This window comes from Streptomyces sp. NPDC001549 (genome assembly GCF_042894025.1).
Lineage (GTDB): Bacteria > Actinomycetota > Actinomycetes > Streptomycetales > Streptomycetaceae > Streptomyces > Streptomyces kutzneri.
The window spans coordinates 23,002-48,919 of record NZ_JBIAVJ010000036.1 but is presented as its reverse complement, the minus strand read 5'-3'; the positions used below and the strand labels follow the sequence as shown (position 1 = coordinate 48,919).

The following is a 25,918-nucleotide window of genomic DNA, read 5'->3' as shown; positions in this document are numbered from 1 at the left end:
GACGGTCGTCGCGGCGGAAGCCACCACGGTCGCCACCACGGTCATCGCGGTTGAAGCCACCGGACGGACGGTCGTCACGACGGAAGCCACCACCGGTCGGACGGTCGCCACCGGAGCGGAAGCCACCCGACGGACGGTCGTCGCGGCGGAAGCCACCACGGTCGCCACCACGGTCGTCACGGTTGAAGCCACCCGACGGACGGCCACCGCGGTCACCGCGGTCGTCGCGGCGGAAGCCGCCACGGTCGCCACCGCGGTCGCCACCGCGGTCGCCGCCACGGTCGCCGCCACGGTTGTCGCCACGGTTGTCGCGACGCTCGAAGTTGCCACGGTCGTCACGCTGGGCGCGCTGCTCCTCGCGGCGCTCCTGCGCGGCCAGCTCGGCGGCAGCGGCGGCGGCAGCAGCCGCGACCTCGGCCTCGGCGGCCTCGGCCACCTCGGCGACAGCGGCCTCCGGGTCCTCGCCTCGCTCACGGGCGGAGCGGGCGACCAGGCGGTCGGCCTCCTCGCGCAGCTCCACGGCACGGCGCGACAGGCGCTCGAGCTGCTTGGTGAGCTCGGCGACCTCACGCTCGGCCTGCTTGGCGGCGTTGTTCGCGGAGTCGGCCTGGACCTCGGTCAGCGAACGGGCACCGGTGATCTCGGCGACCTCCGGCTCGAAGGCGCCGGCGCCCTGGACGATGTGACGCGAGGCGTCGACGCCCGCGTCCTCCATCAGGCGGAAGATCTGGCGACGCTGGTGCGGCAGCGCGAGGGAGACCACGACACCGGACTTGCCGGCGCGGGCGGTACGGCCCGAGCGGTGCAGGTAGTCCTTGTGGTCGCCGGCCGGGTCCACGTTCAGGACCAGGTCGATGCCGTCGACGTGGATACCGCGGGCGGCGACGTCGGTGGCGACGAGCGCGTTGACGTAGCCGTCCTTGAAGTCGGCGAGGACACGGGTACGGGCACCCTGCGTCATGCCGCCGTGCAGCGCGTCGGCCTTCACGCCGGCCTCGACGAGCTGCTCGGCGATGCGGTCGGCGCCCAGCTGGGTGCGGACGAAGATGATGGTGCGGCCCTTGCGGGCGGCGATGGCGGCCGTGACCGGCGCCTTGTCCTTCGGCTTCACGACGAGGACGTGGTGCGTCATGGTCGTGACGTTGCCCTGCGCGCTGTCGACCTCGTGCGTGACGGGGTTGGTCAGGTAGCGCTTGACCAGGGTGCCGATCTCGTTCTCCATGGTGGCGGAGAAGAGCATGCGCTGGCCGCCGCCGGGGATCTGGTCGAGCAGCTCGGTGACCTCGGGCAGGAAGCCCAGGTCGGCCATCTGGTCGGCCTCGTCGAGGACCGCGACCTGGACGTTCGCCAGGGAGCAGGCGCCACGGTTGATGATGTCGCGCAGACGGCCCGGGGTGGCGACGAGGACGTCGACACCGCGCTCCAGAGCGAAGATCTGGTTGCTCATGGAGGTACCGCCGCAGACGACCTTCATCTTCAGGCCGAGGACGTCGCCATAGGGCTGGAGGGCGTCCGCGACCTGCATCGCGAGCTCACGGGTCGGCGTGAGGATGATCGCGCGGGGCTTCTTCTTCTCGGTGTGGCCGCCGGCCAGCGAGGCCAGGGTGGGCAGACCGAAGGAGAGGGTCTTGCCGGAGCCGGTGCGGCCACGGCCGAGGATGTCCTTGCCGGCCAGGGCGTCCGGGATGGTCGCGGCCTGGATCGGGAAGGGGGCGGTGACGCCGTTCTGGGCGAGCTTGCGCACGATGCCCTCGGGCAGACCGAGGTCGCCGAAGGTGATCGTGGGCTCCGCGTCAGCGTCAGCGTCGTCGTCGAAGTCGGTGGTCGAGTCCTCGAAGGACCCGTCGGTGTTCACGTCGGCCTCAAGAGCCTCGATGATCTCGTCCGCCTCGGCGGCCTCGATCGCCTCGGTGACCACAAGGGCCTCGGCGTCGATCATCTCGTTGGAGTCGTTCTCGGGCATGACGGAACGGTCAGAGCTGGAAATGGACATGCGAAATGCGAAACCTTCCGGAGTCTCGGCACGCGCCCAAACTCCGTGAATCGCAAATCGACCGCCTCAATGCGGTCAGCCACGGCTAGGGAGAGTACGCGCCACACGGCGCTCTTCGGATTCGGCGCCGGGCAATGGGATCAAACGATCTATAACCATACGCACCCTCCCCGGGGTCTGGCAAGTCGCTCCCGCAGAAACGTCCCTGACCTGCGAAAACGACCCCGGGCCGGACACCGGACCGAGCCCTCACGGACCCGGCCGGACGCCCGCCGGGCCTAGAGCTCGGGGGCCGGCTGGGTGGTCGGCTCCGGCCGCGGAGTCGGCAGCTCCGGAGTGGGTTCCGTCACAGGGGGAGTCGTGGCGGGGGGCGCCGGGGTCGGGCTCGCCGACTGCTGCCCGCCGGCCGAACCGCCCGGCCCACCGGAGCCGCCGCCCGACCCGCCCGTGGTGGGTTCCTGCGGGCCCTGCCCGCCCGCGCCGCCGCCCGGTCCCGCCGACGGTGCGGGCACCCCCGGCCGGGCGCTCGGCGCGCCCGGGCTCGGCGAGGCCCCGGTCGCACCGGAGGCCTTGCCGTCCTCCTTGGGCCTGCCGTCGTGGCTCCCCGTACCGTCCTTCGCGCCGTGCCCGTTGCCGCGGACCCCGGAGCCCCGCCCCGAGGCGGTCCCCGCGCCCGCCTCGGCGCCGCTGCTGCGGTCCCCCGAAGCGGAGGGCCCGGGCTTCGCCGCGTTCTCGCCGACACTCATGCAGCCGGCCGTCGCCGCGACCGCGAGCGCGGTGACGGCCAGTCGGAGGGAAGCGGACAACTGGCGCACGGGGGACCTCCGGAGCCTGAGGGCGAACGTTCCGCATGAGCGGGTCAATGTGCCCAACTCCCTTTTCCCCGTAAGGGACACGCCCTCGGGCGAACACCGGGACGAAGCCCTGGGCCCGACCCCTCAGCCGAAGAGCCGCAGCGCCACCCGCGACCCGAGGTGCACCGCGCCCAGCCCGACCAGCACCGACATCACCACGTTCGCCGCGGCGAGGAACCCCCGGCCGCGTTCGGCCAGCCGCAGCGTCTCGTACGAGAACGTCGAGTACGTGCTGAGCGCCCCGCACAGCCCGGCCCCGAGCAGCAACTGCAGCCGCGAGGAGGCGGCCCCCGCCAGCGCCGCCCCGGCCAGCGCCCCGAGCACCAGGCAGGCGGCCGCGTTGACCACGAAGGTGCCCCAGGGGAAGACGGATTCGTGCCGCACCTGCACCGCCCGGTCCAGCAGGTAGCGCAGCGGCGCACCGACGGCCGCGCCCGCCACCACGAGCAGCCAGTTCACCGCGGAACGCGCCCGGGACCGCGCCCGCGGACCGCGAGCCGGGCCGCCGCGGCCGCCGCCCACACCGCGCCGAGCGCCGCCACCACCGTGAGCCCGCCGTAGGCCAGGGCGGTCCCCGCCTCCCCCTCGTCCAGGAGCCGCGAGAAGTCCACCGCGTAGGTGGAGAAGGTGGTGAAGCCGCCGAGCACGCCGACCCCGGCGAAGGGCCTCAGCAGCGGGTGCGGGGACGTCCGGCCGCCCTCGCTGATCAGCACCATGAGTACGCCGATCAGCGCACTGCCGGAGGCGTTGATCCACAGGGTCGCCCACGGGAAGGCCCCGGGCCCGGCCGGCCACAGCAGGGAGATCCCGTACCGCGCCGCGCCCCCGATCGCGCCGCCCACCGCCACCGCCGCGAGCACCCGGCCCTGCGGCTCGGCGCGCTGCGCGGGCACGTGCAGGTCGACGTCCGGATCGATCGCCTCCGCCGGCTGCACCGCGCGCGCCGCCCCGTCGCCTGGCACCGGGACCGGCCGGGTCACCCGTACCCCAGCGCGTGCAGCCGGTCGTCGTCGATCCCGAAGTGGTGGGCGATCTCGTGCACCACGGTGACCTCCGTCTCCGCGACCACGCTCTCCCGGTCCTCGCACATGCGCAACGTGGGATTGCGGTAGATCGTGATCCGGTCCGGCAGCACCCCGGCGTACCACTCGCCGCGGTCCGTCAGCGGAGTTCCCTCGTACAGACCGAGCAGCTCGGGGTCGTCGGCGGGCGGTTCGTCCTCGACGAACACCGCCACGTTGTCCATCAGCCGCGTCAGCTCCGGCGGGATCCGGTCCAGGGCCTCTGCGACAAGCTCTTCGAACTCCTCGCGCGTCATCTCCAGCACCCGGCCATTGTCGCTCCGGGGGAAACCGTTTTGGCGATAGCTCCCCGGATCCCATATGCTTCTCACGTCCCCGACGCGCTGAGAAGTGCCCGGCGGGCCTTTAGCCCTCATCGTCTAGTGGCCCAGGACGCCGCCCTTTCAAGGCGGTAGCACGGGTTCGAATCCCGTTGGGGGTACGCATTACCGTGTGCAAGACTTGTTCTCGCACACTGCAAGGTCCTGTGGAGCAGTTGGTTAGCTCGCCACCCTGTCAAGGTGGAGGTCGCGGGTTCAAGTCCCGTCAGGATCGCTGAAGCCGGAAACGGTTTCGTGGCTGGGTAGCTCAGTTGGTACGAGCGATCGCCTGAAAAGCGATAGGTCGCCGGTTCGACCCCGGCCCCAGCCACCATCAAGAAGGCCCCGTCCATCGGACGGGGCCTTCTGTGGTTACTCCCCTTCGGCCTCGGCCGCCGCCGCACGCTCCCTGCGGCGCCACTGCACGACGCCGACGGCCGCCGCCCCTACGGCGACCAGCCCGAGCAGCGCCCCGTCCGGAACCGCGTCCGCCAGCGAGCGGACCCGCTGCTCCACGGCGAACGAGTCGTCCACGTCCAGCAGCCCCGGCAGCGCGCTCGCCCCGTCGTAGGCGAGGAACAGCACGCCCAGCGTGATGAAGAACAGCCCGGAAAGCAGCGAGGTGGTGTGCAGCTCGAAGCGGCCGGCGCGCAGGGCCCGCCCGCGCAGCCAGCGCCGCCTGCCCAGGTCGAACCGCTCCCACAACAGCGCCAGTACGAACAGCGGTACGGCCATCCCCAGGGCGTAGACCGCGAGCAGCAGGCCGCCGTAGACGGGGCTGCCGCTGACCGCCGCGACCGTCAGGACGCTGCCCAGGATCGGGCCGGCGCAGAAACCGGCCAGCCCGTAGACCGCCCCGAGCGCGTACACCGACAGGGCGGTGGTCGGCCGGATCCGGCCCGACAGCTCCGAGATCCGCTTCGGGGCGAAGCCGAGGCCCAGGATCTGAGCGAGGCCGAGCGCGATGATCAGCCAGCCGCCGGCCAGCACGAGCTGGTCGCGGTTGCTGTGGAAGAACCGCCCGGCGTACGAGCCGGCCGCCCCCAGCGGTACGAGGGTGCTCGCGAGGCCCGCGTAAAAGATCCCGGTGCGCGCCAGGAGCCGCGAGGTGGAGTCGATGGAATACGCGAAGAAGGCCGGCAGCAGCAGGGCGCTGCAGGGGCTGAGCAGCGCGAGGAGGCCGCCCAGCAGGGCGGCCAGGTATCCGATGCCGGTCACTGCTTCGCCGCCTCGGCCTTCGCCTTGGCGATGGCGGCCGTGAAGGTGCCGAGCGGCTGGGCGCCGGCGATGGGCTTGCCGTTCAGCAGGAAGGACGGGGTGGAGGTGACGCCGATGCGGTAGCCCTCCTCCTGGTCCTTCTTCAGGGCCGCGGCGGCCTGCTCGCCGGCCAGGTCGGCCTTGAAGCGCTCCAGGTCGGGGACGCCGGCCTCCCGGGCCAGCTCCACGAGCCGCGGCTCGCCGAAGCCCTTCTCCTTCGAGCCGGCGGCGTAGGCGGCGGCGTGGAAGGCGTCGAAGCGGTCCTGCTGCCCGGCCGCCCAGGCGGCCTTGGCGGCGGCCTCGGACTCGGCGCCGAAGATCGGGAAGTTGCGCCACTCGATGCGCAGGGTGCCGTCCTCGACGTACTTCTTCATCAGTTCGGGCTCGGTGTCCCGGGCGAACTTGCCGCAGTAGCCGCACTTGAAGTCGGAGTACTCGATGAGCACGACGGGCGCGTCGGCGCGGCCGACGGCGAGCTTGTCCCCGGACTCGCGGCGGGCCAGCGCCTTGAGCTCGGCGGCCGGGTCGGTCCGGGGCGCGGCCACGGCGCCGGAACCGGAGCCGGAACCGGCCGAGCCGGCCTCGGCGGGGGCGGTGGCCCGCCAGGAGACGAGGCCGAGGGTGATCGCGGCGAGGGCGACCCCGGCGGAGATCAGCAGGGGCTTCGTGGCGGACTTCTTGGCGGAGGACTTCGTGGAAGAGGGCATGCGGGTGCTCCAGTGCTGCGGGTGGGTGGGACGGGACCGGGGGGACCGGTCCGTCTAGACCCGCATCACGCAGAGCTCCAGCCGGTCGGGGGCCGGGCGGCCGGGACCGCGCACGGGGTTCCGTACAGGCACGACCGCGGCCGGACCGGCGTCCTCGGGCGCCGCCCGGACCGGCGGGGCCTGGGCGTGCTGCTCGCCCGCGGCGCGCGTGGGGACGGCGGGCGTGCCGCCGTGCCCGGGAGCCGCCGGCGCGCAGGCGGGACCGTCGGCGTCGGTGAACACGGCCGCCCGGGGCCACGCCGTGGCCGATCCGGTGGCCAGGGCCGGAACCGGGAGCGCCGCCGGGGCCGAGGCAGGAGCCGGGTCAAGGACCGAGGCCGGGGCCGAGCCCGAGCCCGGGGCCGGGGCCGGGTCAAGGACCGGGGCCGGAACCAGCGCCCGCGCCCGCGCCGGGGTCGGCGTCTGAGCCGGCGGCGAGTCCGCGGCCGGGGCCGTTCGGGGCGTCGGAGCGAGCGCCACCGCCGGGGCGGCGCAGCCCAGCAGCACCGCCAGTACCGCGAGCACGGCGCAGCCGAAGAGGCGGGGGCGGGACAAGGTGGGCTGCCTCTCACTCGTACGACCGACGGACTCGTCCCGAAATGGTACGGGTCCGCCCCACAAATGCGTTCGCCACCCGGAGGGCCCAGGTGAGATCCTCGACCAGGTATGTCTACTTCCTTCGCCGCCCTGCAGACGCTTCTCGGTGAGATCTCCCTCCGTGACGCGCACCGCCTCGGCCGCCGCCTCGAAGGCGCCCGCCGTATCCGCAAGCCCGAGGCCAAGCAGGCCGTGCTCGACGAGATCGCCGCGGAGGCCACCAAGGCCGCCGGGCGACTGGCCGGCCGTGCCTCGCGGATGCCGGAGGTCACGTATCCCGAGAACCTGCCCGTCAGCCAGAAGAAGGACGAGATCGCCGAGGCGATACGCGACCACCAGGTCGTGATCGTCGCGGGCGAGACCGGGTCCGGCAAGACCACGCAGATCCCCAAGATCTGCATGGAGCTGGGCCGCGGCGTCCGGGGCATGATCGGGCACACCCAGCCCCGCCGGATCGCCGCCCGCACGGTCGCGGAGCGGATCGCCGAGGAGCTGAAGTCCGAGATCGGCCAGACGGTCGGCTGGAAGGTCCGCTTCACCGACCAGGTGGACCAGGACGCGACCTTCGTGAAGCTGATGACGGACGGCATCCTGCTCGCCGAGATCCAGACGGACCGCGAGCTGCGGGCCTACGACACGATCATCATCGACGAGGCCCACGAGCGGTCGCTGAACATCGACTTCCTGCTGGGCTACCTGGCCACGCTGCTGCCGAAGCGTCCCGACCTCAAGGTCGTCATCACCTCGGCGACCATCGACCCCGAGCGCTTCTCCCGGCACTTCGGCGAGGCGCCGATCGTCGAGGTCAGCGGGCGGACGTATCCGGTGGAGGTCCGCTACCGGCCGCTGCTGGAGGAAGAGGGCGACGACAGCGACCGGGACCAGATCACCGCGATCTGCGAGGCCGTGGACGAGCTCCAGTCCGAGGGGCCGGGCGACATCCTGGTCTTCCTCTCCGGCGAGCGGGAGATCCGCGACACGGCGGACGCCCTGAACAAACGGAATCTCCGCTTCACAGAGGTCCTCCCCCTCTATGCACGCCTTTCGCACGCCGAGCAGCACCGCGTCTTCCAGCAGCACACCGGTCGCCGGATCGTCCTCGCGACCAACGTCGCCGAGACCTCGCTGACCGTCCCCGGCATCAAGTACGTGATCGACCCGGGCACCGCCCGGATCTCCCGCTACAGCCACCGCACCAAGGTCCAGCGCCTGCCGATCGAGCGGATCTCGCAGGCCAGCGCCAACCAGCGCAAGGGCCGCTGCGGCCGTACCAGCGACGGCATCTGCATCCGGCTGTACTCCGAGAACGACTTCGACGCCCGTCCCGAGTTCACCGACGCCGAGATCCTGCGGACGAACCTGGCCTCCGTCATCCTCCAGATGACCGCGGCGGGCCTCGGCGAGATCGAGAAGTTCCCCTTCATCGACCCGCCGGACCACCGCAACATCCGCGACGGCGTGCAGCTGCTCCAGGAGCTCGGCGCGCTGGACCCGGTCGAGAAGGATCCGTCGAGGCGGCTCACCCAGATGGGCCGCCAGCTCTCCCAGCTCCCCGTGGACCCGCGGCTGGCCCGCATGGTCATCGAGGCCGACAAGAACAACTGCGTCCGCGAGGTCATGGTCATCGCGGCGGCCCTGTCCATCCAGGACCCGCGCGAGCGGCCCTCGGACAAGCAGACCCAGGCCGACCAGAACCACGCCCGGTTCAAGGACGAGACCAGCGACTTCCTCTCGTTCCTGAACATGTGGCGCTACGTGCGCGAGCAGCAGAAGGAGCGCGGCTCGTCCTCGTTCCGCCGGATGTGCAAGCAGGAGTACCTGAACTTCCTGCGGATCCGCGAGTGGCAGGACATCTACTCCCAGCTGCGCACGGTCGCCAAGGGCATGGGCATCCACGTCAACGAGGCCGACGCCCCGGAGCAGGTCGTCCACGTCTCGCTGCTGGCCGGTCTGCTCTCGCACATCGGGCTCAAGGACACCGACAAGAACGAGTACCTCGGTGCCCGCAGCGCCAAGTTCGCGATCTTCCCGGGCTCCTCGCTCTTCAAGAAGCAGCCGAAGTTCGTGATGTCGGCCGAGCTGGTGGAGACCTCGCGGCTGTGGGCCCGGGTGAACGCCAAGGTGGAGCCCGAGTGGGTGGAGCCGCTGGCGCAGCACCTGGTCAAGCGCACGTACAGCGAGCCGCACTGGGAGAAGGACCAGGCGGCCGTGATGGCGTACGAGAAGGTCACGCTGTACGGCGTACCGATCGTGGCCCAGCGGAAGATCAACTACGGCCGGATCGACGCCGAGGTCTCGCGCGAGCTGTTCATCCGCAACGCGCTGGTCGAGGGCGACTGGCGCACCCACCACAAGTTCTACGCCGACAACCGCAAGCTCCTCACCGAGGTGGAGGAGCTGGAGAACCGGGCCCGGCGCCGCGACATCGTGGTGGACGACGAGACCCTCTTCGACTTCTACGACCAGAAGATCCCCGCCCACGTCGTCTCGGGGGCGCACTTCGACTCCTGGTGGAAGCACAAGAAGCACGAGGAGCCGGAACTCCTCGACTTCGAGCGCGAGATGCTGCTGACCGAGAAGGCGGCCGGGGTCACCAAGGCCGACTACCCGGACTCCTGGCGGCAGGGGCAGCTGAAGTTCCGGGTGACCTACCAGTTCGAGCCGGGCGCTGACGCCGACGGCGTGACCGTCCACATCCCGCTCCAGGTGCTGAACCAGGTCACCGACGAGGGCTTCGACTGGCAGATCCCGGGCCTGCGCGAGGAGGTCGTCACCGAGCTGATCCGCTCGCTGCCGAAGCCGATCCGCCGGCACTACGTGCCCGCGCCGAACTACGCCGGCCGCTTCCTGGACACGGCGGTGCCCCTGCAGGAGCCTCTGCCGGTCACGCTGGCGCGCGAGCTCCAGCGGATGGTCGGGGTCCCGGTCTCGGCCGAGGACTTCGACCTCACCCGGATCCCGGATCACCTGAAGATCACCTTCCGGATCGTCGACGAGCGCCGCAAGAACCTCGCCGAGGACAAGGACCTGGAGGCCCTGCGGCTGAGGCTGAGGCCGAAGGCCCGCCAGGCGCTCTCCAAGGCCGCCGCGGCCACCGCCGAGCGGGCGGGCGGGGAGTCGGTGGAGCGCACCGGACTGACCGACTGGACGATCGGCACGCTGACGAAGGTCTTCGAGACCCGTCGGGCGGGCCAGCCGGTGAAGGCGTACCCGGCGCTGGTGGACGAGGGCACGACCGTCTCCGTACGGCTCTTCGACACCGAGGCGGAGCAGCAGCAGGCGATGTGGCTGGGCACCCGGCGGCTCATCCTGCTGAACATCCCGGTGAACCCGGCGAAGTTCGCCTCCGACCACCTGACCAACCAGCAGAAGCTGGCCCTGTCCAGGAACCCGCACGGTTCCATCCAGGCGCTCTTCGACGACTGCGCGACCGCGGCGACGGACAGGCTGATCGCCGACCACGGCGGCCCGGCGTGGGACGAGGCGGGCTTCCGCAAGCTCTACGAGGCCGTCCGCGCCGACCTGGTGGACACGACCGTGCGCACGGTGAGCCAGGTGCAGCAGGTGCTGGCCGCCTGGCAGGCCTGTGAGCGCCGGCTGAAGGCCACGGGCAGCCTGGCGCTGGTCGCGAACATCCAGGACGTCAAGACGCAGCTGGCGGCCCTCATGCCGGCCGGCTTCGTGACGCTCACGGGGCTGCGCAGGCTGCCGGACCTGATGCGCTACCTGGTGGCGGTGGACCGGCGGCTCCAGCAGATGCCCACGGGCGTCCAGCGCGACACCACGCGCATGGAGAAGGTCCACGAGATGCAGGACGAGTACGCCTGGCTGCTGGAGCAGTTGCCGAAGGGGCGCCCGGTCCCGTCCACGGTCACCGACATCCGCTGGATGATCGAGGAACTGCGCGTCAGTTACTTCGCGCACGCGCTCGGGACGGCGTATCCGATCTCCGACAAGCGGATCGTGAAGGCGGTGGATGCGGCGGCGCCGTGACCGGCGCCGTGGTCCGGTTCGACTGCACCCCCTGAGCTGCGGTACAGTCTGATTCGCAGCCGCCGAGCGGCCGCAAATCAAGGACCTGTGGAGCAGTTGGTTAGCTCGCCACCCTGTCAAGGTGGAGGTCGCGGGTTCAAGTCCCGTCAGGTTCGCAGAAACGTCAGGGCCCGTATCCCTCTGGGGATACGGGCCCTGACGCGTTGGCGGGCGACACCGCCCGGGCGGCCTTGGGGGGCGCCTGGGGCCCGTGGAGCGCCCGCGCCGCCCGTGAACACCTCCGGGCCGCGTCCGCCGCCCCTGCGGGGCACCCATGAGCGCATGCCGGGTCCTCTCCGGACCCGCCCCGGCCTCTCCGGACCCGTCCCCGGACTCTCCCGGCCTCTCCGGACCCCTCCGGACCTCCTGGCGCCGCGGACGAGGCGGCCGCCGGGCCGGCCGTCACCCGGAATCCCCCGTTCGCATGATGCGCCTCGCGAAGCGCGTCCCCTTTACGGGGTGCATTACCGGATATACAAGAGTGATCATCTGTGACGGGAGTCACCGCATGAGTTTTTGAGACTCATACTTTTATCGCACTCATACGCCCGCTCGATAGAATATGTGCAATGGCACCTACCTCGCCGGTGCCCCCGCGCGTTCTTGGAACCGCCCTGACCTGGGCATAAAAAGATCGCGCTGGACCCGGCGGAGTCCAGCGCGATCGAACGGCTTGGAACCTGTTGGGGCAGGCCCGGCCGTATGAAGCTATGTGGGTTTCATCGGATTGGGGGACCCGATATAAACCCGTTAAAGCGGGGTGTTTACGCGACCTCAGGCTTCGCTGCGCTGCTGCGGAATTCCCGCGAGCAGTGCGCGAACCTCGGCCTCGCGGTACCGGCGGTGTCCACCCAGGGTGCGGATGGACGTGAGCTTGCCAGCCTTGGCCCAGCGGGTGACCGTCTTCGGGTCCACGCGGAACATCGTGGCAACCTCAGCCGGGGTCAGCAGCGGCTCGGCATCAGGGGTGCGAGCGGTCATGAGCGGCCTCCTCGGGAGAACCGAACCATCTCGGTTCTTTCCTCTAAATTCTGCACCTTGGCCCGCGTTGCCCGAAATGGACATACGCGGGCCGAGTCGGTTATAGGACGAACGGCTTGTCCTCGGCACTACAACTACACCATCCGTCCAGCCTCGACGGCCAAACCGACGGAATTGCCCTCCGAGGTGTTCATCAGCGGCGGAAGCCGATGGACCGTCCCATAACGGACAGTCACCCCACTGTGACGATCAGTCACAGAGCGATCAGGAGTCATCAGACCCCCCGTAGAGTGCAATGCCGAGCATTCCGCCCTTAGTTGGGCGGAAGGAACCCTCCCCGGACTCCTTGTCCTATTTTGGCACGAGGGTAGGGGAAGGGCGCAAGGGTGTAGTTAGTGCGGTCCGTCACGCTTGGGCCAATGGCCCGTATCAGGACGTAGGTCCTGGCACTACGTCCCAAATGCCATGATCAGGCCTCTGATCAGCCAATATTGACCGATCGACCGATACCGGACGATACGTACTGACCCCTCCTGAGTGAAACCAGCCACACAGGCCCCTTTCGGCCTAATTCGCGAAAAGCCGCTCCCGGACCGCCCGCCACCGCTCCGCCAGCCCCTCGTACACCTCGGTCGCGCCCTCCGTGTCCCCGGCCCGCAGGGCCGCGATACCCGCCGCGAGGTCCCCGGCCGAGCGGTCGGCCGCCAGCCGGTCCGCCGGCAGCGCGTGCAGCAGCCCGCCGTAGTCCAGCTCGACCATCGAGCGCGGGTGGAACTCCTCCAGCCAGCTACCCACCTCCACCAGCCCGTCGGCGAGCATCCCGTACCCCTCCGCGTCGCGCAGGGTCCGCAGCGCGCGGGCGAGCCGCCGCCGGGCCTGCACCATCGGCGTGCGGTAGCGCAGCCGCTCGCCCGGCACGTGGTCCCGCTCCTCGTCCGCCACCAGCACGAACCAGCGCAGCGGAACCTGCCACACCCCCGTACGGATCCAGGGGCGCGCGTCGGGGTTCCGTTCGCGCCAGCGCTCGTACTCCTCGGCAGCCCGCCGGCGCGCCCCCGGCGGGAGCGCCGCGTCCAGCACCGGGCGCGGGAACCACTCGACGAGCTCCTGGAGGGCCAGCCAGCCGCGCAGCCGGGTGCGCCACGGGCAGACCAGCAGCACCCCGTCGACCACCGCGGTGAAGGCGTCGGCGCTCTCGTGCGCCGGCACCCCCACCACCGGGACCCGTACCAAGTCCGACAGCGACCGGCGCAGTTCGTCCTGGGCGGTCGGGGTATCCCCGCGCCGGGCGTAGTCGGCCCAGTGCGTGCGCTCCGGCTCGGCGAAGGCCGCCAGGGGCTCGTAGACGCGCAGGTAGGAGGCGTACGGGACGGTCGGCGCCGAGCGCGCGGACGGCAGCGGGAGATCGGAGGATTCGCTCACGCTCTCGTACTGCCCTTCCGCGGGGTCAGGTTCACCTCCGGGGCGCCCCCGCCCCCTTGCACCACGGGAGTGTTTCGATCCTCGGACAGGTCACCTACGAACGGCCCCCAGGTCTTACTCTGCTCCCAGCACGCCCTCCCCCACCCGCAGGGCGGGCGTCTTTCCGCCGCATCTCTTCCATGGGAGTCACCACCGTGACCGAAATGACCGACGGCGTCCTGCACACCCTGTTCCGTACGGAGCAGGGCGGCCACGAGCAAGTCGTGCTGTGCCAGGACCGCGCCACCGGCCTGAAGGCCGTCATCGCCATCCACTCCACCGCCCTGGGCCCCGCCCTCGGCGGTACGCGCTTCCACGCGTACGCCTCCGACGAGGAGGCCGTCCTCGACGCGCTGAACCTCTCGCGCGGCATGTCGTACAAGAACGCGCTCGCCGGTCTCGACCTCGGCGGCGGCAAGGCCGTGATCATCGGCGACCCGGACGTCCTCAAGAGCGAGGAACTGCTCCAGGCCTACGGCCGGTTCGTGGAGTCCCTCGGCGGCCGCTACGTGACCGCCTGCGACGTCGGCACCTACGTGGCCGACATGGACGTCGTGGCCCGCGAGACCCGCTGGGCGACCGGCCGCTCCCCCGAGAACGGCGGCGCGGGCGACTCCTCGGTCCTCACCGCCTTCGGCGTCTTCCAGGGCATGCGCGCCAGCGCCCAGCACCTGTGGGGCGACCCGACCCTGCGCGGCCGCAAGGTCGGCGTGGCCGGTGTCGGCAAGGTCGGCCACTACCTGGTCGAGCACCTGCTGGAGGACGGCGCCGAGGTCGTGATCACGGACGTACGGGAAGAGTCCGTGCGCCGGATCCTGGACAAGCACCCGGGCAAGGTCACCGCCGTGGCCGACACGGACGCGCTGATCCGCACCGAGGGCCTGGACATCTACGCCCCCTGCGCGCTCGGCGGCGCCCTGAACGACGAGACCGTCCCGGCGCTCACCGCGGCGATCGTCTGCGGCGCGGCGAACAACCAGCTCGCCCACCCGGGCATCGAGAAGGACCTCTCGGACCGCGGGATCCTCTACGCGCCCGACTACGTGGTCAACGCAGGCGGTGTCATCCAGGTCGCCGACGAGCTGCGCGGCTTCGACTTCGACCGCTGCAAGGCCAAGGCCACGAAGATCTTCGACACCACGCTGGAGATCTTTGCTCGCGCGAAGGCGGACGGCATTCCGCCGGCCGCTGCGGCCGACCGGATCGCCGAGCAGCGCATGGCCGACGGCCGCGCCGCGCGCGCCGTCTGAGCCCTTCCCGGGGCTCCTGGGTGCGCCCGCCGGGGTGCGGCGAGACGGAACTCACTGCACTTCGGCGGGTCGCCCGCCAGGAAAAGGTTAAAATCGCAGCTGACCAGCGAGGACGGGGCGCCTTGTTGGTTCTGCACCAGGGCGCGTCATGCGGGCGGCGTACCGTATGGCCGCGGAAGCAGGTACCGTTAAACCCCTACGGACGGTCTCTCCACGGAGAGCCCGCTCCGAACCATGAACGCGTGTCAGACTCTGGGGCCGTCGAGCCCCGTCACCGAGGGGGTCGAGCCATGGGGCGCGGCCGGGCAAAGGCCAAGCAGACGAAGGTCGCCCGCCAGCTGAAGTACAGCAGCGGCGGGACTGACCTCTCGCGTCTGGCCAACGAGCTGGGCGCATCGACCGTGGAACCGCTGCCTGTCAGCGAGCCGGTCGAGGTAGACGACGACGAGCTGGACGAGGACGACCCGTACGCTCGGTACGCGGACCTCTACAACAGGGATGACGACGACGAGGACGAGGAGTCCGGGCCGTCGTCACAGCGTCGCGGCGCTTGACGCCCTGAGGCGTCTGCACGACAGACAAAAAGACTGAAACCCGGTCCAGGGCATCGCCCCGGGCCGGGTTTCAGTGCTGCTCAGCTCGCGTAGGAACCGGTCATGGTCGCGCCCTCAGTGTGGTCGCCGCGGTCCAGGATCTCTCCCGCGACCCACGCGTCGACACCCCGGTCGGCCAGCGCGGTCAGCGCCACGTCCACCGACTCCTGCGGAACGACGGCCATCATGCCGACGCCCATGTTCAGGGTCTTCTCCAGCTCCAGCTGCTCCACCTGGCCGGCCTTGCCGACCAGGTCGAAGATGGCGCCGGGGGCCCAGGTCGAACGGTCGACCGTGGCGTGCAGGTGGTCCGGGATGACCCGGGCCAGGTTCGCCGCGAGACCGCCGCCGGTGATGTGCGAGTACGCGTGCACCTCGGCCGTACGGGTGAGGGCCATGCAGTCCAGCGAGTAGATCTTGGTGGGCTCCAGGAGCTCCTCGCCGAGGGTCCGGCCGAGCTCCTCCACGTGCTGCTCCAGCGACATCTTGGCGCGCTCGAAGAGGACGTGGCGGACCAGCGAGTACCCGTTCGAGTGAAGGCCGGACGAAGCCATCGCGATGACGGCGTCACCCGTACGGATGCGATCCGCGCCGAGCAGGCGGTCGTACTCGACGACGCCCGTTCCGGCACCGGCCACGTCGAAGTCGTCCGGGCCCAGCAGGCCGGGGTGCTCGGCGGTCTCGCCGCCCACCAGGGCGCAGCCGGCGAGGACACAGCCCTCGGCGATGCCCTTGACGATCGCCGCGACACGCTCGGGGTGCACCTTGCCGACGCAGATGTAGTCGGTCATGAAGAGCGGCTCGGCGCCGCAGACGACGATGTCGTCCATGACCATCGCCACCAGGTCGTGGCCGATGGTGTCGTACACGCCGAGCTGGCGGGCGATGTCCACCTTGGTGCCGACGCCGTCGGTGGCCGAGGCGAGCAGCGGGCGCTCGTAGCGCTTGAGGGCGGAGGCGTCGAAGAGGCCGGCGAAGCCGCCGAGGCCGCCGAGGACCTCGGGACGCTGCGTCTTCTTCACCCACTCCTTCATCAGCTCGACGGCGCGGTCGCCCGCTTCGATGTCCACGCCTGCGGCTGCGTAGCTGGCACCGGTGGTCTTCTCTGTCATGACAGGAGAGAGCTTTCGTGTCGTTACTGCGTGTGGTGCCGGGCCCTGGGAGAAGCCTCAAAGACAGGGCCCGGCGCAGGTTGAGCCAGGGCTACGGGCGGCGGAGCGCGTCGGCGGCGTCCGTGCCGCCCGCGAGCTCGGACTCCAGCAGCTGCTTGCCCAGGAGCTGCGGGTCGGGCAGCTCCATCGGGTACTCGCCGTCGAAGCAGGCACGGCAGAGGTTGGGCTTCTGGATCGTGGTCGCCTCGACCATCGCGTCGAGCGAGATGTACGAGAGCGAGTCCGCGCCCAGGGAGGTGGCGATCTCGTCGACCGTCATGCCGTTGGCGATCAGCTCGGCCCGGGTGGCGAAGTCGATGCCGAAGAAGCACGGCCACTTCACCGGCGGCGAGGAGATCCGGATGTGGACCTCCGCCGCGCCGGCCTCGCGGAGCATCTTGACCAGGGCGCGCTGGGTGTTGCCGCGGACGATCGAGTCGTCGACGACCACCAGGCGCTTGCCCCGGATGACTTCCTTGAGGGGGTTGAGCTTGAGCCGGATGCCGAGCTGGCGGATCGTCTGCGAGGGCTGGATGAAGGTCCGGCCCACGTAGGCGTTCTTGACCAGGCCGGATCCGTACGGGATCCCGCTGGCTTCGGCGTATCCGACGGCGGCGGGCGTGCCGGACTCCGGCGTCGGTATCACCAGATCGGCGTCGACCGGGGCTTCCTTGGCCAGGCGCCGGCCCATCTCGACACGCGAGAGGTAGACGTTCCGGCCGGCGATGTCGGTGTCCGGGCGCGCCAGGTAGACGTACTCGAAGACACAGCCCTTGGGCTTCGCTTCCGCGAATCGAGAGGTGCGCAGACCGTTCTCGTCGATCGCGATGAGCTCGCCCGGCTCGACCTCGCGGACGAAGCTGGCGCCGCAGATGTCGAGGGCGGCGGTCTCACTCGCGACCACCCAGCCGCGCTCCAGGCGGCCGAGGACCAGCGGGCGGATGCCCTGCGGGTCACGGGCGGTGTAGAGGGTCCCCTCGTCCATGAAGACGAGGGAGAAGGCGCCCTTGACCTGAGGCAGGACCTTGGCGGCCGACTCCTCGATGGTCAGGGGCTTGCCCTCGTCGTCGGTCTGACCGGCGAGCAGGGCGGTGACCAGGTCGGTGTCATTGGTGGCGGCCACCTGGGTGGCACGGCCGTCCTGACGGGGGAGGTCGGCGACCATCTCGGCAAGCTCGGCGGTGTTCACCAGATTGCCGTTGTGACCCAGGGCAATGGAGCCGTGGGCGGTCGCACGGAAGGTCGGCTGAGCGTTCTCCCAGACGGAGGCCCCGGTGGTCGAATAGCGGGCGTGACCGACCGCGATATGACCTTGGAGCGAGCCGAGAGAGGTTTCGTCGAAGACTTGGGAAACGAGGCCCATGTCCTTGAAGACGAGGATCTGGGAACCGTTGCTCACAGCGATTCCCGCGGACTCTTGTCCACGGTGCTGCAGGGCATACAGTCCGAAGTAGGTGAGCTTGGCGACCTCTTCACCCGGAGCCCAGACACCGAAGACGCCGCAAGCGTCCTGGGGGCCCTTTTCGCCGGGGAGCAGGTCGTGGTTGAGTCGTCCATCACCACGAGGCACGCTTCCGAGTGTAGGCGAGATCGACCACTGGTCCGAATTGGGGACGGCCGGGAAATGTCACAGCACAGAGGGTGACCGATCGATTCCGTCTCGGCATCCGGAATGCCCTTGTTGACAGGCACATGGGCATTCGTACAGGCTCTCGCCCCATGCAGCCTCTCGGTGACCGTACCGTCACCCTCGTCGAGCGCCGGCACGTGGACCTTGTCCGTGTCGCGAGCGCCATCTGTCGCTGTTCTGCGTAGTCACACGCCGCTTTCGTTCTTTTCTTTTCCTGATCCCTGCCCGAGCCTGCCCTGCCGTGCCGCGCGCCGTCCCGCGCCGCCCGGGGCGGGCCGGCAGGCCATGCCTTGGAGTACCTGTGACCTCGTACGAACCCAACCTGTCCCGGCGCGCCTTCGGCGGCGCGGTCGGCGTGACCGCAGCCGCCGCGGCGGTGGGGCTGGGCACCTCCCCGGCCGCCGCCGCCCCGGCCACCGGGGACGGGCAGAACGCGCCGCAGGAGCGGGAGTTCCGGGCCGGGCGGCCCCGGCCGTCCCGCCGGCCGAACATCCTGTTCATCCTCGGCGACGACCTGGGCTGGGCCGACCTCTCCTCGTACGGCTCCCCGCACATCAAGACCCCGAACCTGGACCGCCTCGCCCGCCAGGGCGTCCGGTTCACCGATGCCTACTCGGGCTCCGCGACCTGCTCGCCGACCCGGTTCAGCCTGTACACCGGGCGCTACCCGGCCCGTACCAAGGGCGGGCTGGCCGAGCCGATCGCCGACAAGTCGGTCGGCCTGGACCCGACCCACCCGACGCTGGCCTCACTGCTGAAGGGGGCCGGCTACGCCACCGCGCTGATCGGCAAGTGGCACGCGGGCTACCTGCCCGACTACAGCCCGACCAGGTCCGGCTGGGACGAGTTCTTCGGCAACTTCGGCGGCGCCCTGGAGTACTACTCCAAGCTGGGCCTGGGCGGTGAGTACGACCTGTACGAGGGCGACGCCGAGTACAAGGACCTGCGCTACTACACCCGGATCATCACCGAGCGGGCGAGCGAGTACGTCTCGCGCGACCACCACGGCAAGCCGTGGCTGCTGAACCTCAACTTCACCACCCCGCACTGGCCGTGGATCGCCGACGGGGACACCGAGCAGAGCGCCGAGATCGTCCGCCGGATCAAGGCGGGCGACGGGCGCGCCCTGTGGCACCAGGACGGCGGCTCGGTCGAGAAGTACAAGGAGATGGTCGAGGACCTCGACCGCTCGATCGGCGAGGTGCTGAAGGCGCTCAGGCGATCCGGCCAGGAGGACGACACCCTCGTCGTCTTCTCCAGCGACAACGGCGGCGAGCGCTTCTCGTACAACTGGCCGCTGTCCGGCAACAAGGCCTCCCTCCAGGAGGGCGGGATCCGCGTGCCGAACATCGCGCGCTGGCCCGCCCGGCTGGACGGCGGTCAGGTCAGCCACGTCCCGGTGTTCAGCCCGGACTGGACGGCGACGCTGCTGGGGGTCGCCGGGGCCCGCCCGCACCCGGCCTACCCGCTGGACGGGGTGAGCCTGGCCGGGTACCTGCTGCGCGGCGAGAAGGTGGCCGAGCGGGACCTGTTCTGGCGGGTCCGGGGCGAGCGGGCGCTGCGCCGCGGGGACTGGAAGTACTACCGCGGGAAGGCGGGCAGGGACCAGCTGTTCAACCTGGCCGGCGACGTCCGCGAGCAGGCCGACAAGGCCACCGTGGAGCCGGCCCGGCTGGCGCAGCTGCGGGCGGCCTGGGAGAAGGCGGACGCCCAGCTCCTCCCGTACCCGGCCTGACCGATGTCATGATCACCGAATGACCGAACCCGGTGAGTACGTACGCCGGTTGCCCGTCGGAGAGCCCATACCCCTCGCCTCCGACGGCGTCGCCCTGTGGGAGACCTTCCCCTTCGAGGGCGAGCTCGGCGTCAGGCCCCTGGAGCCGCCGGTGCTCCCCGAGCCGCCGCGCAACGGGGAGGACGGGCCGGAGGGCTGCGACGTGTGCGTCCTGCCCGACTCCGCCTTCCTGTGGACCGACGAGCACTGGCGGCTGCGGGGGATCCGCTCCTCCCTGCCCGCGATGGTGCAGCTCGTCCCGCGCGTCCACCACGACCTGGCGGACCTGCCGCCCGAGCGGGCGGCGGAGCTGGGTCCGATGCTGCAGCGGACCGAGCGGGCGGTGCGCGAGCTGGGCGGGATCGCCCGGGTGCACGTCGGCAAGTACGGGGACGGAGCCGCCCACCTGCACCTGTTCCAGTTCGCCCGGCCGGAGGGCATGCTCCAGCTGCGCGGCTCCAACCTGCCGCTGTGGGACGACGTGCTGCCGCCGCTGCCCGACGAGGTGTGGGCCGGATCGGCGCGCACCATCGCCGCCGCCATGGCGAAGGACGGCGGCACGGCGCACGTGTGAGTCACTCGGCGGCGGAGGCCGCCTTCGCGGTCAGGCCCTTGCCGTCGGGCGCGGTGAGGGTGAGGGTCCGGCCCTCGGCCTTCGCGGTGAGCGGGCCGCTGCCGAACAGCTCGGTCAGTGTCCGCTCGACCTCGCCGACCGGTCCCTCGCAGGCCATCCGGGTCGAGGTCAGCGGCCCGAAGGTGACCGTGGAGCCCTCCACGGTCACCTGGGCGCTGAACCGGTTGCAGCCGAGGCTGCCGCTCACGGTGAGGTCCGGGGCGATGGTGAACCGTGCCTTCCCGGCCGCCCCGGCGGGCAGGGAGGCCGCGGTCCCACCGCTGACCAGGGACTCCACGGTCCACTCGGTCGTGGTGAGCGGGGCGTCCGTGACCGCGGGCGCCGAGGTCATGGCGATGGTGCTCCCGTCGGCGGTCTTCAGGGTGAGCCGGTCGGGTCCCCGGTCGATCACCAGCTTGCCCTGGAACAGCTTGGCGAAGGCCGTCTCGAACTCCATGTCCGCGCAGGCCATGGTGGTCGAGGCGCCGGGCGTGACGGTCACCGCGGAGGTACCGGCGAAGGCCGCCACCGCGGTGAAGCCGTTGCAGCCGTAGTTGCCCTTGATCTCGTTCCGGCCGATGTCGAGGTGGGCGGTCTCGGGCGCGTGCAGGGTGCGGCCGCCCGTGGTCAGGGACTCGACGGCCCAGGAACCCACGGGGTCGGGCAGCCGGGCGCTGCGGCCGTCCTCGGCCCGGCCGCAGCCGGCCAGGGCGAGCGCGAGGGCCAGGGCCAGGCCCGTGGAGGCGGGGACGTGCCGGAAGGTACGCATGCCCCTGGGACGGACCGGGCGTCGCAGTGGTTCCACCACGGTTGTTCCCCTCAGCTCATCAGCGGGAGCAGCGCCGACAGATCGGCCCGCTCGCCACTGGCCCGTACGTGCGCCCCGTCGAGGGCCGCGGCCCAGCCCGTACGGCCGGTCGCGAGCCGGATCCAGGTCAGCGGGTCGGTCTCCACCACGTTCGGCGGGGTGCCGCGGGTGTGCCGCGGACCCTCGATGCACTGGACCACCGCGAAGGGCGGCACGCGGACCTCGACCGAGCCGCCCGGCGCCTTGAGGGCGAGGGCGTCGGCGAGCAGCCGGGTGCAGGCGGCCAGCGCCTGCCGGTCGATCGGGATCTCCAGTCCGGCGGCCCGGTTCAGGTCGTCGGCGTGGACCACCAGTTCCACGGTCCGGGTGAGCAGGAAGTCGGCCAGGGTCATGTCCCCGATCCACAGGTCCAGCACGCGGTCGCCCGGATTCTCCGCGAGCGCCTGCGCCATCCGGGCGGCCGCCCGGTCGTACAGCTCGGGCAGCGGGGCCCCGGTCAGGGTCTCCCGGGCCGCTTCGGAGATCACCCCGGCGAGGGAGGCGGTGGCGAAGGGCCACTCGACCGCCGACAGCTCGGCGACGGCGGCGGGCGGCCGGGCCAGGCCGGCGGCCAGCGAGTCCGCGATCCAGGCGACGTGCCCGGCGAGTTCGGCGACGCTCCAGTCGCCGAGCCCGCTGGGCCGCGCCAGCTGCTCTGGCCCCAACTCCCCGACGGCCCGGCACACATGCGCGAACTGCGCGGTGACGGCCGTACGGATCTTCGCGGGGTCGTAGGTACGCGGCTTCTTCCCTCGGGGCGGCATGTCCCGACCCTACTCGGGCCGCGGCAGCACCAGCCCGGTGCACCCGCGCTGCGCGGCGGGGTGGCGCAGGGGACGGCCCCGTCGGTTCCACCGACGCCACGAGCCCCCGGCCGCGGGAAGCGGGCGGGGGCTCGTGGCAGAGGCGGTGGGATCAGGCCAGCAGGGCCGGGATCGTCGTCTCGTGGGCCTCGCGGAGCTCGGCCAGGGGGAGGGTGAACTCGCCCTGGATCTCGATCTCCTCGCCGTCCACCACACCGATGCGGGTGACCGGCAGGCCGCGCGCACCGCACATGTCGGTGAAGCGGAGCTCCTCGCTGCGCGGGACGGCCACGATGGCCCGGCCCGCGGACTCGGAGAACAGGAAGGTGAAGGCGTCCAGGCCCTCGGGCACCACGATCCGGGCACCGTTGCCGCCGCGCAGGCAGGACTCGGTGAGCGCCTGGATCACGCCGCCGTCGGACAGGTCGTGCGCGGCGTCGATCATGCCGTCGCGCGAGGCGGAGATCAGGATCTCGCCGAGCAGCTTCTCGCGGCCCAGGTCCACCTTCGGCGGCATGCCGCCGAGGTGATCGTGCACCACCTGCGACCAGGCCGAACCGCCGAACTCCTCGGCCGTGTCGCCCAGCAGGTACAGCAGCTGGCCGGCCTCCTTGAAGGCCATCGGCGTACGGCGGTTGACGTCGTCGATCACACCGAGGACCGCCACGACCGGGGTCGGGTGGATCGCGATGTCGCCCGTCTGGTTGTAGAGCGAGACGTTGCCGCCGGTCACCGGGGTGCCGAGCTCCAGGCAGCCGTCCGCCAGACCGCGGCAGGCCTCGGCGAACTGCCACATGACGTCCGGGTCCTCGGGGGAACCGAAGTTCAGGCAGTCGGAGATGGCGAGCGGCTTGGCGCCGGTCGCCGCCACATTGCGGTACGACTCCGCCAGCGCCAGCTGCGCGCCCGTGTACGGGTCGAGCTTGGCGAAGCGGCCGTTGCCGTCGGTGGCCATGGCCACGCCGAGGTTGGACTCCTCGTCGATGCGGACCATGCCCGCGTCCTCGGGCTGCGAGAGGACGGTGTTGCCCTGGACGAAGCGGTCGTACTGGTCGGTGACCCACGACTTCGACGCCTGGTTCGGGGAGGAGACCAGCGCGAGGACCTGCGCGCGCAGCTCCTCGGAGGTCTGCGGGCGCGGCAGCTTGCCGGCGTCGTCCGCCTGGAGCGCGTCCTGCCAGGAGGGGCGCGCGTAGGGGCGGTTGTAGACGGGGCCCTCGTGGGCGACGGTGCCCGGGGGCACGTCCACGATCTGCTCGCCGTGCCAGAAGATCTCCAGGCGCTCGCCCTCGGTCACCTCACCGATGACGGTGGCGATGACGTCCCACTTCTCGCAGATCTCCATGAAGCGGTCGACGTACTGCGGCTCGACGATCGCGCACATGCGCTCCTGCGACTCGCTCATGAGGATTTCCTCGGGCGAGAGCGTCGCGTCGCGCAGCGGCACGGTGTCCAGCTCGACCCGCATGCCGCCGGAACCGGCGGAGGCGAGCTCGGAGGTCGCACAGGAGAGCCCGGCGCCGCCGAGGTCCTGGATGCCCGCGACCAGCTTCTCCTTGAAGATCTCCAGGGTGCACTCGATGAGGAGCTTCTCCTGGAAGGGGTCGCCGACCTGCACGGCGGGGCGCTTGGTGGGCTTGGTGTCGTCGAAGGTCTCGGACGCGAGGACCGAGACGCCGCCGATGCCGTCGCCGCCGGTGCGGGCGCCGTAGAGGATGACCTTGTTGCCGGGGCCGGAGGCCTTGGCGAGGTGGATGTCCTCGTGCTTCATCACGCCGATGCAGCCGGCGTTGACCAGCGGGTTGCCCTGGTAGCAGGCGTCGAAGACGACCTCGCCGCCGATGTTGGGCAGGCCCAGGCAGTTGCCGTAGCCGCCGATGCCCGCGACGACGCCGGGCAGGACGCGCCGGGTGTCGGGGTGGTCGGCGGCACCGAAGCGCAGCGGGTCCACCACCGCGACCGGGCGGGCGCCCATCGCGAGGATGTCGCGGACGATGCCGCCGATGCCGGTGGCCGCGCCCTGGTACGGCTCGATGTAGCTCGGGTGGTTGTGCGACTCGACCTTGAAGGTGACCGCGTAGCCCTGGCCGACGTCGACGACGCCGGCGTTCTCGCCGATGCCGACGAGCATGGCGTCGTTCCGGGGGGCCTTCTCACCGAACTGCTTCAGGTGGACCTTGCTGCTCTTGTACGAGCAGTGCTCGGACCACATGACCGAGTACATGGCGAGCTCGGCGCCCGTGGGGCGGCGGCCGAGGATCTCCCGGATCCGGGCGTACTCGTCCTCCTTGAGGCCGAGTTCCTTCCAGGGCTGGGAGGCGTCCGGGGTTTCGGTGGCGTTCTTGACGGTGTCGAGGCTCATGCGCTGACCAGCTTCTTCAGGACCGAGGTGAAGAACGGGAGGCCGTCGGTTCGGCCCGTCCCGATCAGCGGCTCGACCGCGTGCTCGGGGTGCGGCATGAGGCCGACGATGTTGCCCGCGGCGTTGGTGATGCCTGCGATGTCGCGCAGCGAACCGTTCGGGTTGCCGTCCAGGTAGCGGAAGGCCACTCGGCCTTCGGCCTCCAGTTCGTCGAGCGTGCGCTCGTCGGCGGTGTAGCGGCCGTCCATGTTCTTGAGCGGTACGGAGATCTCCTGGCCGGCGGTGTAGTCGCCGGTCCACGCGGTCTCCGCGTTCTCCACCCGCAGCTTCTGGTCGCGGCAGATGAAGTGCAGGTGGTTGTTCCGGAGCATCGCCCCCGGCAGCAGGTGGGCCTCGGTGAGGACCTGGAAGCCGTTGCAGATGCCCAGGACGGGCATGCCGCCCCTGGCCTGCTCGATGATGGTCTCCATCACCGGCGAGAAACGGGAGATGGCCCCGGCGCGCAGGTAGTCCCCGTAGGAGAAGCCGCCCGCGAGGACGACCGCGTCGACCTGGTGGAGGTCCTTGTCGCGGTGCCACAGCGAGACCGGCTCGGCCCCCGCGAGGCGGACGGCGCGCAGCGAGTCACGGTCGTCGAGCGTTCCGGGGAACGTGACGACTCCGATGCGAGTGGTCACCGTCAGGCCTCGACCTTCACGGTGAAGTCTTCGATGACGGTGTTGGCGAGGAACGTTTCGGCCATCTTGTGGATGCGGTCGAGGGCGGCCTGGTCGACCGGTCCCTCCACCTCGAGCTCGAAGCGCTTCCCCTGGCGGACGTCGGCGATCCCTTCGAAGCCCAGGCGCGGCAGTGCACGCTGCACCGCCTGGCCCTGGGGGTCGAGGATCTCCGGCTTGAGCATGACGTCGACTACGACGCGTGCCATCGGGCACTCCCGTGTGGTGGTTGGTGCGAAGGCGGTTCCATCAGCGTACCCGGCTGAAATTTCTACGCGGGTAGATATCCCGTGGGCATGATCACCGGGCCGTTTCGGCTTCACCAACGCTTCGCAAAATCCGCCGGAAAACCACGCGCCCGGCATTGCGGCGGGACACGCGGAGAGAATTAACTGGGATTCGCAATGCAATGGGAATCGAGGTACAAAGGAATCACTCCGGATTCCGGATGAAAGTTGCATTGTCCCGAAACATCCACACAGGCGACATCGCCCCACGTCAGCAGGTGGCGACGCCGCACGAAGGGACCGATATCCGTGGCGCAGCGCGTAGTAGTCACACTCTCCGACGACATCGATGGCGGAGAAGCGGCGGAAACGGTCGTGTTCGCTCTGGACGGAAAGTCCTACGAGATCGACCTCAATGTGGCGAACGCAAAGAAACTGCGGAAGGGCCTCGCCCCCTTCGTGGCGGCCGGCCGTCGCCAGTCACGCTCGGGGAAGGCCTTCAAGCACACCGCCGTCGCCCCGGACCCGGCGGTCGTCCGCGCCTGGGCCCGGTCGAACCAGTTCGAGGTGCCCCCGCGCGGGCGCATCCCGAAGAAGATCTACGAGGCCTACAACGCAGCCCACTGAGCGTCGATTTGCCATGCACCCCC

General features: G+C 70.7%; 24 protein-coding genes and 4 tRNA genes. 11 read left to right on the top strand and 17 right to left on the bottom strand.

The window, feature by feature from the left end:
- The 5 genes from ACFY04_RS38850 to ACFY04_RS38830 form a co-directional block, all read right to left on the bottom strand.
- A partial coding sequence (locus tag ACFY04_RS38850; RefSeq protein WP_389124807.1) for a DEAD/DEAH box helicase occupies positions 1-1,993 on the bottom strand: 1,993 nt, incomplete at its 3' end.
- A gap of 278 nt (positions 1,994-2,271) precedes the next feature.
- A complete protein-coding gene (locus tag ACFY04_RS38845; protein WP_389124804.1) occupies positions 2,272-2,808 on the bottom strand; it encodes a hypothetical protein in 537 nt (178 codons plus the stop codon).
- A 123-nt stretch (positions 2,809-2,931) separates the two neighbouring features.
- Positions 2,932-3,306 (bottom strand): fluoride efflux transporter CrcB, encoded by a 375-nt coding sequence (gene crcB, locus ACFY04_RS38840; RefSeq protein WP_389124802.1) that lies wholly within the window; start codon positions 3,304-3,306, stop codon positions 2,932-2,934.
- The gene (locus ACFY04_RS38835; RefSeq protein WP_389124799.1) at positions 3,303-3,827 is read right to left on the bottom strand and encodes a CrcB family protein; all 525 of its coding nucleotides are present in this window, start codon (positions 3,825-3,827) and stop codon (positions 3,303-3,305) included. Before ACFY04_RS38835 ends, crcB begins: the two co-directional genes overlap by 4 nt.
- A complete protein-coding gene (locus ACFY04_RS38830; RefSeq protein WP_030726307.1) occupies positions 3,824-4,174 on the bottom strand; it encodes a metallopeptidase family protein in 351 nt (116 codons plus the stop codon). The genes ACFY04_RS38835 and ACFY04_RS38830 overlap by 4 nt, the downstream gene beginning before the upstream one ends.
- Before the next feature lie 103 nt (positions 4,175-4,277).
- Here ACFY04_RS38830 and ACFY04_RS38825 point away from each other — a divergent pair.
- The 3 genes from ACFY04_RS38825 (at position 4,278) to ACFY04_RS38815 (ending at position 4,562) form a co-directional block, all read left to right on the top strand.
- Positions 4,278-4,350: transfer RNA gene (locus tag ACFY04_RS38825), tRNA-Glu, on the top strand.
- Positions 4,351-4,389: 39 nt separating this feature from the next.
- Positions 4,390-4,463: transfer RNA gene (locus ACFY04_RS38820), tRNA-Asp, on the top strand.
- A 22-nt stretch (positions 4,464-4,485) separates the two neighbouring features.
- Positions 4,486-4,562: transfer RNA gene (locus tag ACFY04_RS38815), tRNA-Phe, on the top strand.
- Between the two features lie 38 nt (positions 4,563-4,600).
- On the opposite strand, the gene ACFY04_RS38810 is transcribed toward ACFY04_RS38815, so the two are convergent.
- Genes ACFY04_RS38810 through ACFY04_RS38800 form a run of 3 tightly spaced genes read right to left on the bottom strand, consistent with a single transcriptional unit; the run spans position 4,601 to position 6,786 of the window.
- The gene (locus ACFY04_RS38810) at positions 4,601-5,446 is read right to left on the bottom strand and encodes a cytochrome c biogenesis CcdA family protein (RefSeq protein ID WP_389124796.1); all 846 of its coding nucleotides are present in this window, start codon (positions 5,444-5,446) and stop codon (positions 4,601-4,603) included.
- Entirely contained in the window at positions 5,443-6,192 is a 750-nt protein-coding gene (locus tag ACFY04_RS38805) for a DsbA family protein (protein WP_389124794.1), read from the bottom strand. The genes ACFY04_RS38810 and ACFY04_RS38805 overlap by 4 nt, the downstream gene beginning before the upstream one ends.
- A 54-nt stretch (positions 6,193-6,246) precedes the next feature.
- The gene (locus ACFY04_RS38800; RefSeq protein ID WP_389124791.1) at positions 6,247-6,786 is read right to left on the bottom strand and encodes a hypothetical protein; all 540 of its coding nucleotides are present in this window, start codon (positions 6,784-6,786) and stop codon (positions 6,247-6,249) included.
- A gap of 111 nt (positions 6,787-6,897) precedes the next feature.
- On the opposite strand from ACFY04_RS38800, the gene hrpA reads away from it, so the two are divergent.
- Together hrpA and ACFY04_RS38790 are read left to right on the top strand one after the other, a co-directional pair.
- Entirely contained in the window at positions 6,898-10,821 is a 3,924-nt protein-coding gene (gene hrpA / locus ACFY04_RS38795) for an ATP-dependent RNA helicase HrpA (RefSeq protein ID WP_389124789.1), read from the top strand.
- A gap of 81 nt (positions 10,822-10,902) precedes the next feature.
- A tRNA-Asp gene (locus ACFY04_RS38790) sits at positions 10,903-10,976 on the top strand.
- Between the two features lie 658 nt (positions 10,977-11,634).
- On the opposite strand, the gene bldC is transcribed toward ACFY04_RS38790, so the two are convergent.
- Entirely contained in the window at positions 11,635-11,841 is a 207-nt protein-coding gene (gene bldC / locus ACFY04_RS38785; protein WP_003949541.1) for a developmental transcriptional regulator BldC, read from the bottom strand.
- Positions 11,842-12,408: 567 nt separating this feature from the next.
- Positions 12,409-13,263 (bottom strand): hypothetical protein, encoded by an 855-nt coding sequence (locus ACFY04_RS38780; RefSeq protein ID WP_389124788.1) that lies wholly within the window; start codon positions 13,261-13,263, stop codon positions 12,409-12,411.
- 194 nt (positions 13,264-13,457) lie between these two features.
- Between ACFY04_RS38780 and ACFY04_RS38775 the strand changes: the two genes are divergently transcribed.
- Together ACFY04_RS38775 and ACFY04_RS38770 are read left to right on the top strand one after the other, a co-directional pair.
- Positions 13,458-14,552: a Leu/Phe/Val dehydrogenase gene (locus ACFY04_RS38775; RefSeq protein WP_389124786.1), complete on the top strand. Its 1,095-nt coding sequence runs from the start codon at positions 13,458-13,460 to the stop codon at positions 14,550-14,552.
- Between the two features lie 290 nt (positions 14,553-14,842).
- On the top strand, positions 14,843-15,106 hold the full coding sequence (locus tag ACFY04_RS38770) for a DUF3073 domain-containing protein (RefSeq protein ID WP_030009392.1): 264 nt from the start codon (positions 14,843-14,845) through the stop codon (positions 15,104-15,106).
- 80 nt (positions 15,107-15,186) lie between these two features.
- On the opposite strand, the gene purM is transcribed toward ACFY04_RS38770, so the two are convergent.
- On the bottom strand, positions 15,187-16,257 hold the full coding sequence (purM, locus tag ACFY04_RS38765; protein ID WP_327384511.1) for a phosphoribosylformylglycinamidine cyclo-ligase: 1,071 nt from the start codon (positions 16,255-16,257) through the stop codon (positions 15,187-15,189).
- A gap of 91 nt (positions 16,258-16,348) precedes the next feature.
- Positions 16,349-17,866 (bottom strand): amidophosphoribosyltransferase, encoded by a 1,518-nt coding sequence (purF, locus tag ACFY04_RS38760; RefSeq protein WP_189737618.1) that lies wholly within the window; start codon positions 17,864-17,866, stop codon positions 16,349-16,351.
- A gap of 122 nt (positions 17,867-17,988) precedes the next feature.
- Here purF and ACFY04_RS38755 point away from each other — a divergent pair, with 122 nt between their 5' ends.
- The 3 genes from ACFY04_RS38755 (at position 17,989) to ACFY04_RS38745 (ending at position 20,274) form a co-directional block, all read left to right on the top strand.
- Complete coding sequence (locus ACFY04_RS38755) at positions 17,989-18,111, top strand: putative leader peptide (protein ID WP_351150916.1); 123 nt, start codon at positions 17,989-17,991, stop codon at positions 18,109-18,111.
- Between the two features lie 116 nt (positions 18,112-18,227).
- Positions 18,228-19,661: a sulfatase-like hydrolase/transferase gene (locus ACFY04_RS38750; RefSeq protein WP_389124783.1), complete on the top strand. Its 1,434-nt coding sequence runs from the start codon at positions 18,228-18,230 to the stop codon at positions 19,659-19,661.
- A gap of 19 nt (positions 19,662-19,680) precedes the next feature.
- Positions 19,681-20,274, top strand: a complete 594-nt coding sequence (locus tag ACFY04_RS38745) for a hypothetical protein (protein ID WP_389124781.1) — start codon at positions 19,681-19,683, stop codon at positions 20,272-20,274.
- 1 nt (position 20,275) lies between these two features.
- Here the strand turns inward: ACFY04_RS38745 and ACFY04_RS38740 are convergent, their stop codons facing one another.
- The 5 genes from ACFY04_RS38740 to purS all read right to left on the bottom strand — a co-directional run bounded on the left by ACFY04_RS38740 (position 20,276) and on the right by purS (position 25,250).
- Positions 20,276-21,082: an META domain-containing protein gene (locus ACFY04_RS38740; RefSeq protein WP_389124779.1), complete on the bottom strand. Its 807-nt coding sequence runs from the start codon at positions 21,080-21,082 to the stop codon at positions 20,276-20,278.
- 50 nt (positions 21,083-21,132) lie between these two features.
- Complete coding sequence (locus ACFY04_RS38735) at positions 21,133-21,924, bottom strand: sterol carrier family protein (protein ID WP_389124776.1); 792 nt, start codon at positions 21,922-21,924, stop codon at positions 21,133-21,135.
- A gap of 151 nt (positions 21,925-22,075) precedes the next feature.
- Positions 22,076-24,325 (bottom strand): phosphoribosylformylglycinamidine synthase subunit PurL, encoded by a 2,250-nt coding sequence (gene purL / locus ACFY04_RS38730; RefSeq protein WP_389124773.1) that lies wholly within the window; start codon positions 24,323-24,325, stop codon positions 22,076-22,078.
- On the bottom strand, positions 24,322-25,002 hold the full coding sequence (purQ, locus tag ACFY04_RS38725; RefSeq protein WP_030390145.1) for a phosphoribosylformylglycinamidine synthase subunit PurQ: 681 nt from the start codon (positions 25,000-25,002) through the stop codon (positions 24,322-24,324). The genes purL and purQ overlap by 4 nt, the downstream gene beginning before the upstream one ends.
- A gap of 2 nt (positions 25,003-25,004) precedes the next feature.
- Positions 25,005-25,250, bottom strand: a complete 246-nt coding sequence (gene purS, locus ACFY04_RS38720) for a phosphoribosylformylglycinamidine synthase subunit PurS (RefSeq protein WP_030009438.1) — start codon at positions 25,248-25,250, stop codon at positions 25,005-25,007.
- A 327-nt stretch (positions 25,251-25,577) separates the two neighbouring features.
- Between purS and ACFY04_RS38715 the strand changes: the two genes are divergently transcribed.
- The gene (locus ACFY04_RS38715) at positions 25,578-25,895 is read left to right on the top strand and encodes an Lsr2 family protein (RefSeq protein WP_389124770.1); all 318 of its coding nucleotides are present in this window, start codon (positions 25,578-25,580) and stop codon (positions 25,893-25,895) included.
- The last annotated feature ends 23 nt before the right edge of the window (positions 25,896-25,918 follow it).

Excerpts from the sequence above, each read along its gene's own strand:
- bldC (WP_003949541.1), bottom strand. The coding sequence starts at position 11,841 with ATGACCGCTCGCACCCCTGATGCCGAGCCGCTGCTGACCCCGGCTGAG.
- purL (WP_389124773.1), bottom strand. The coding sequence starts at position 24,325 with ATGAGCCTCGACACCGTCAAGAACGCCACCGAAACCCCGGACGCCTCC.
- purM (WP_327384511.1), bottom strand. The coding sequence starts at position 16,257 with ATGACAGAGAAGACCACCGGTGCCAGCTACGCAGCCGCAGGCGTGGAC.
- ACFY04_RS38740 (WP_389124779.1), bottom strand. The coding sequence starts at position 21,082 with ATGCGTACCTTCCGGCACGTCCCCGCCTCCACGGGCCTGGCCCTGGCC.
- ACFY04_RS38805 (WP_389124794.1), bottom strand. The coding sequence starts at position 6,192 with ATGCCCTCTTCCACGAAGTCCTCCGCCAAGAAGTCCGCCACGAAGCCC.
- ACFY04_RS38735 (WP_389124776.1), bottom strand. The coding sequence starts at position 21,924 with ATGCCGCCCCGAGGGAAGAAGCCGCGTACCTACGACCCCGCGAAGATC.
- purS (WP_030009438.1), bottom strand. The coding sequence starts at position 25,250 with ATGGCACGCGTCGTAGTCGACGTCATGCTCAAGCCGGAGATCCTCGAC.
- ACFY04_RS38755 (WP_351150916.1), top strand. The coding sequence starts at position 17,989 with ATGGGCATTCGTACAGGCTCTCGCCCCATGCAGCCTCTCGGTGACCGT.
- ACFY04_RS38745 (WP_389124781.1), top strand. The coding sequence starts at position 19,681 with ATGACCGAACCCGGTGAGTACGTACGCCGGTTGCCCGTCGGAGAGCCC.
- ACFY04_RS38770 (WP_030009392.1), top strand. The coding sequence starts at position 14,843 with ATGGGGCGCGGCCGGGCAAAGGCCAAGCAGACGAAGGTCGCCCGCCAG.
- hrpA (WP_389124789.1), top strand. The coding sequence starts at position 6,898 with ATGTCTACTTCCTTCGCCGCCCTGCAGACGCTTCTCGGTGAGATCTCC.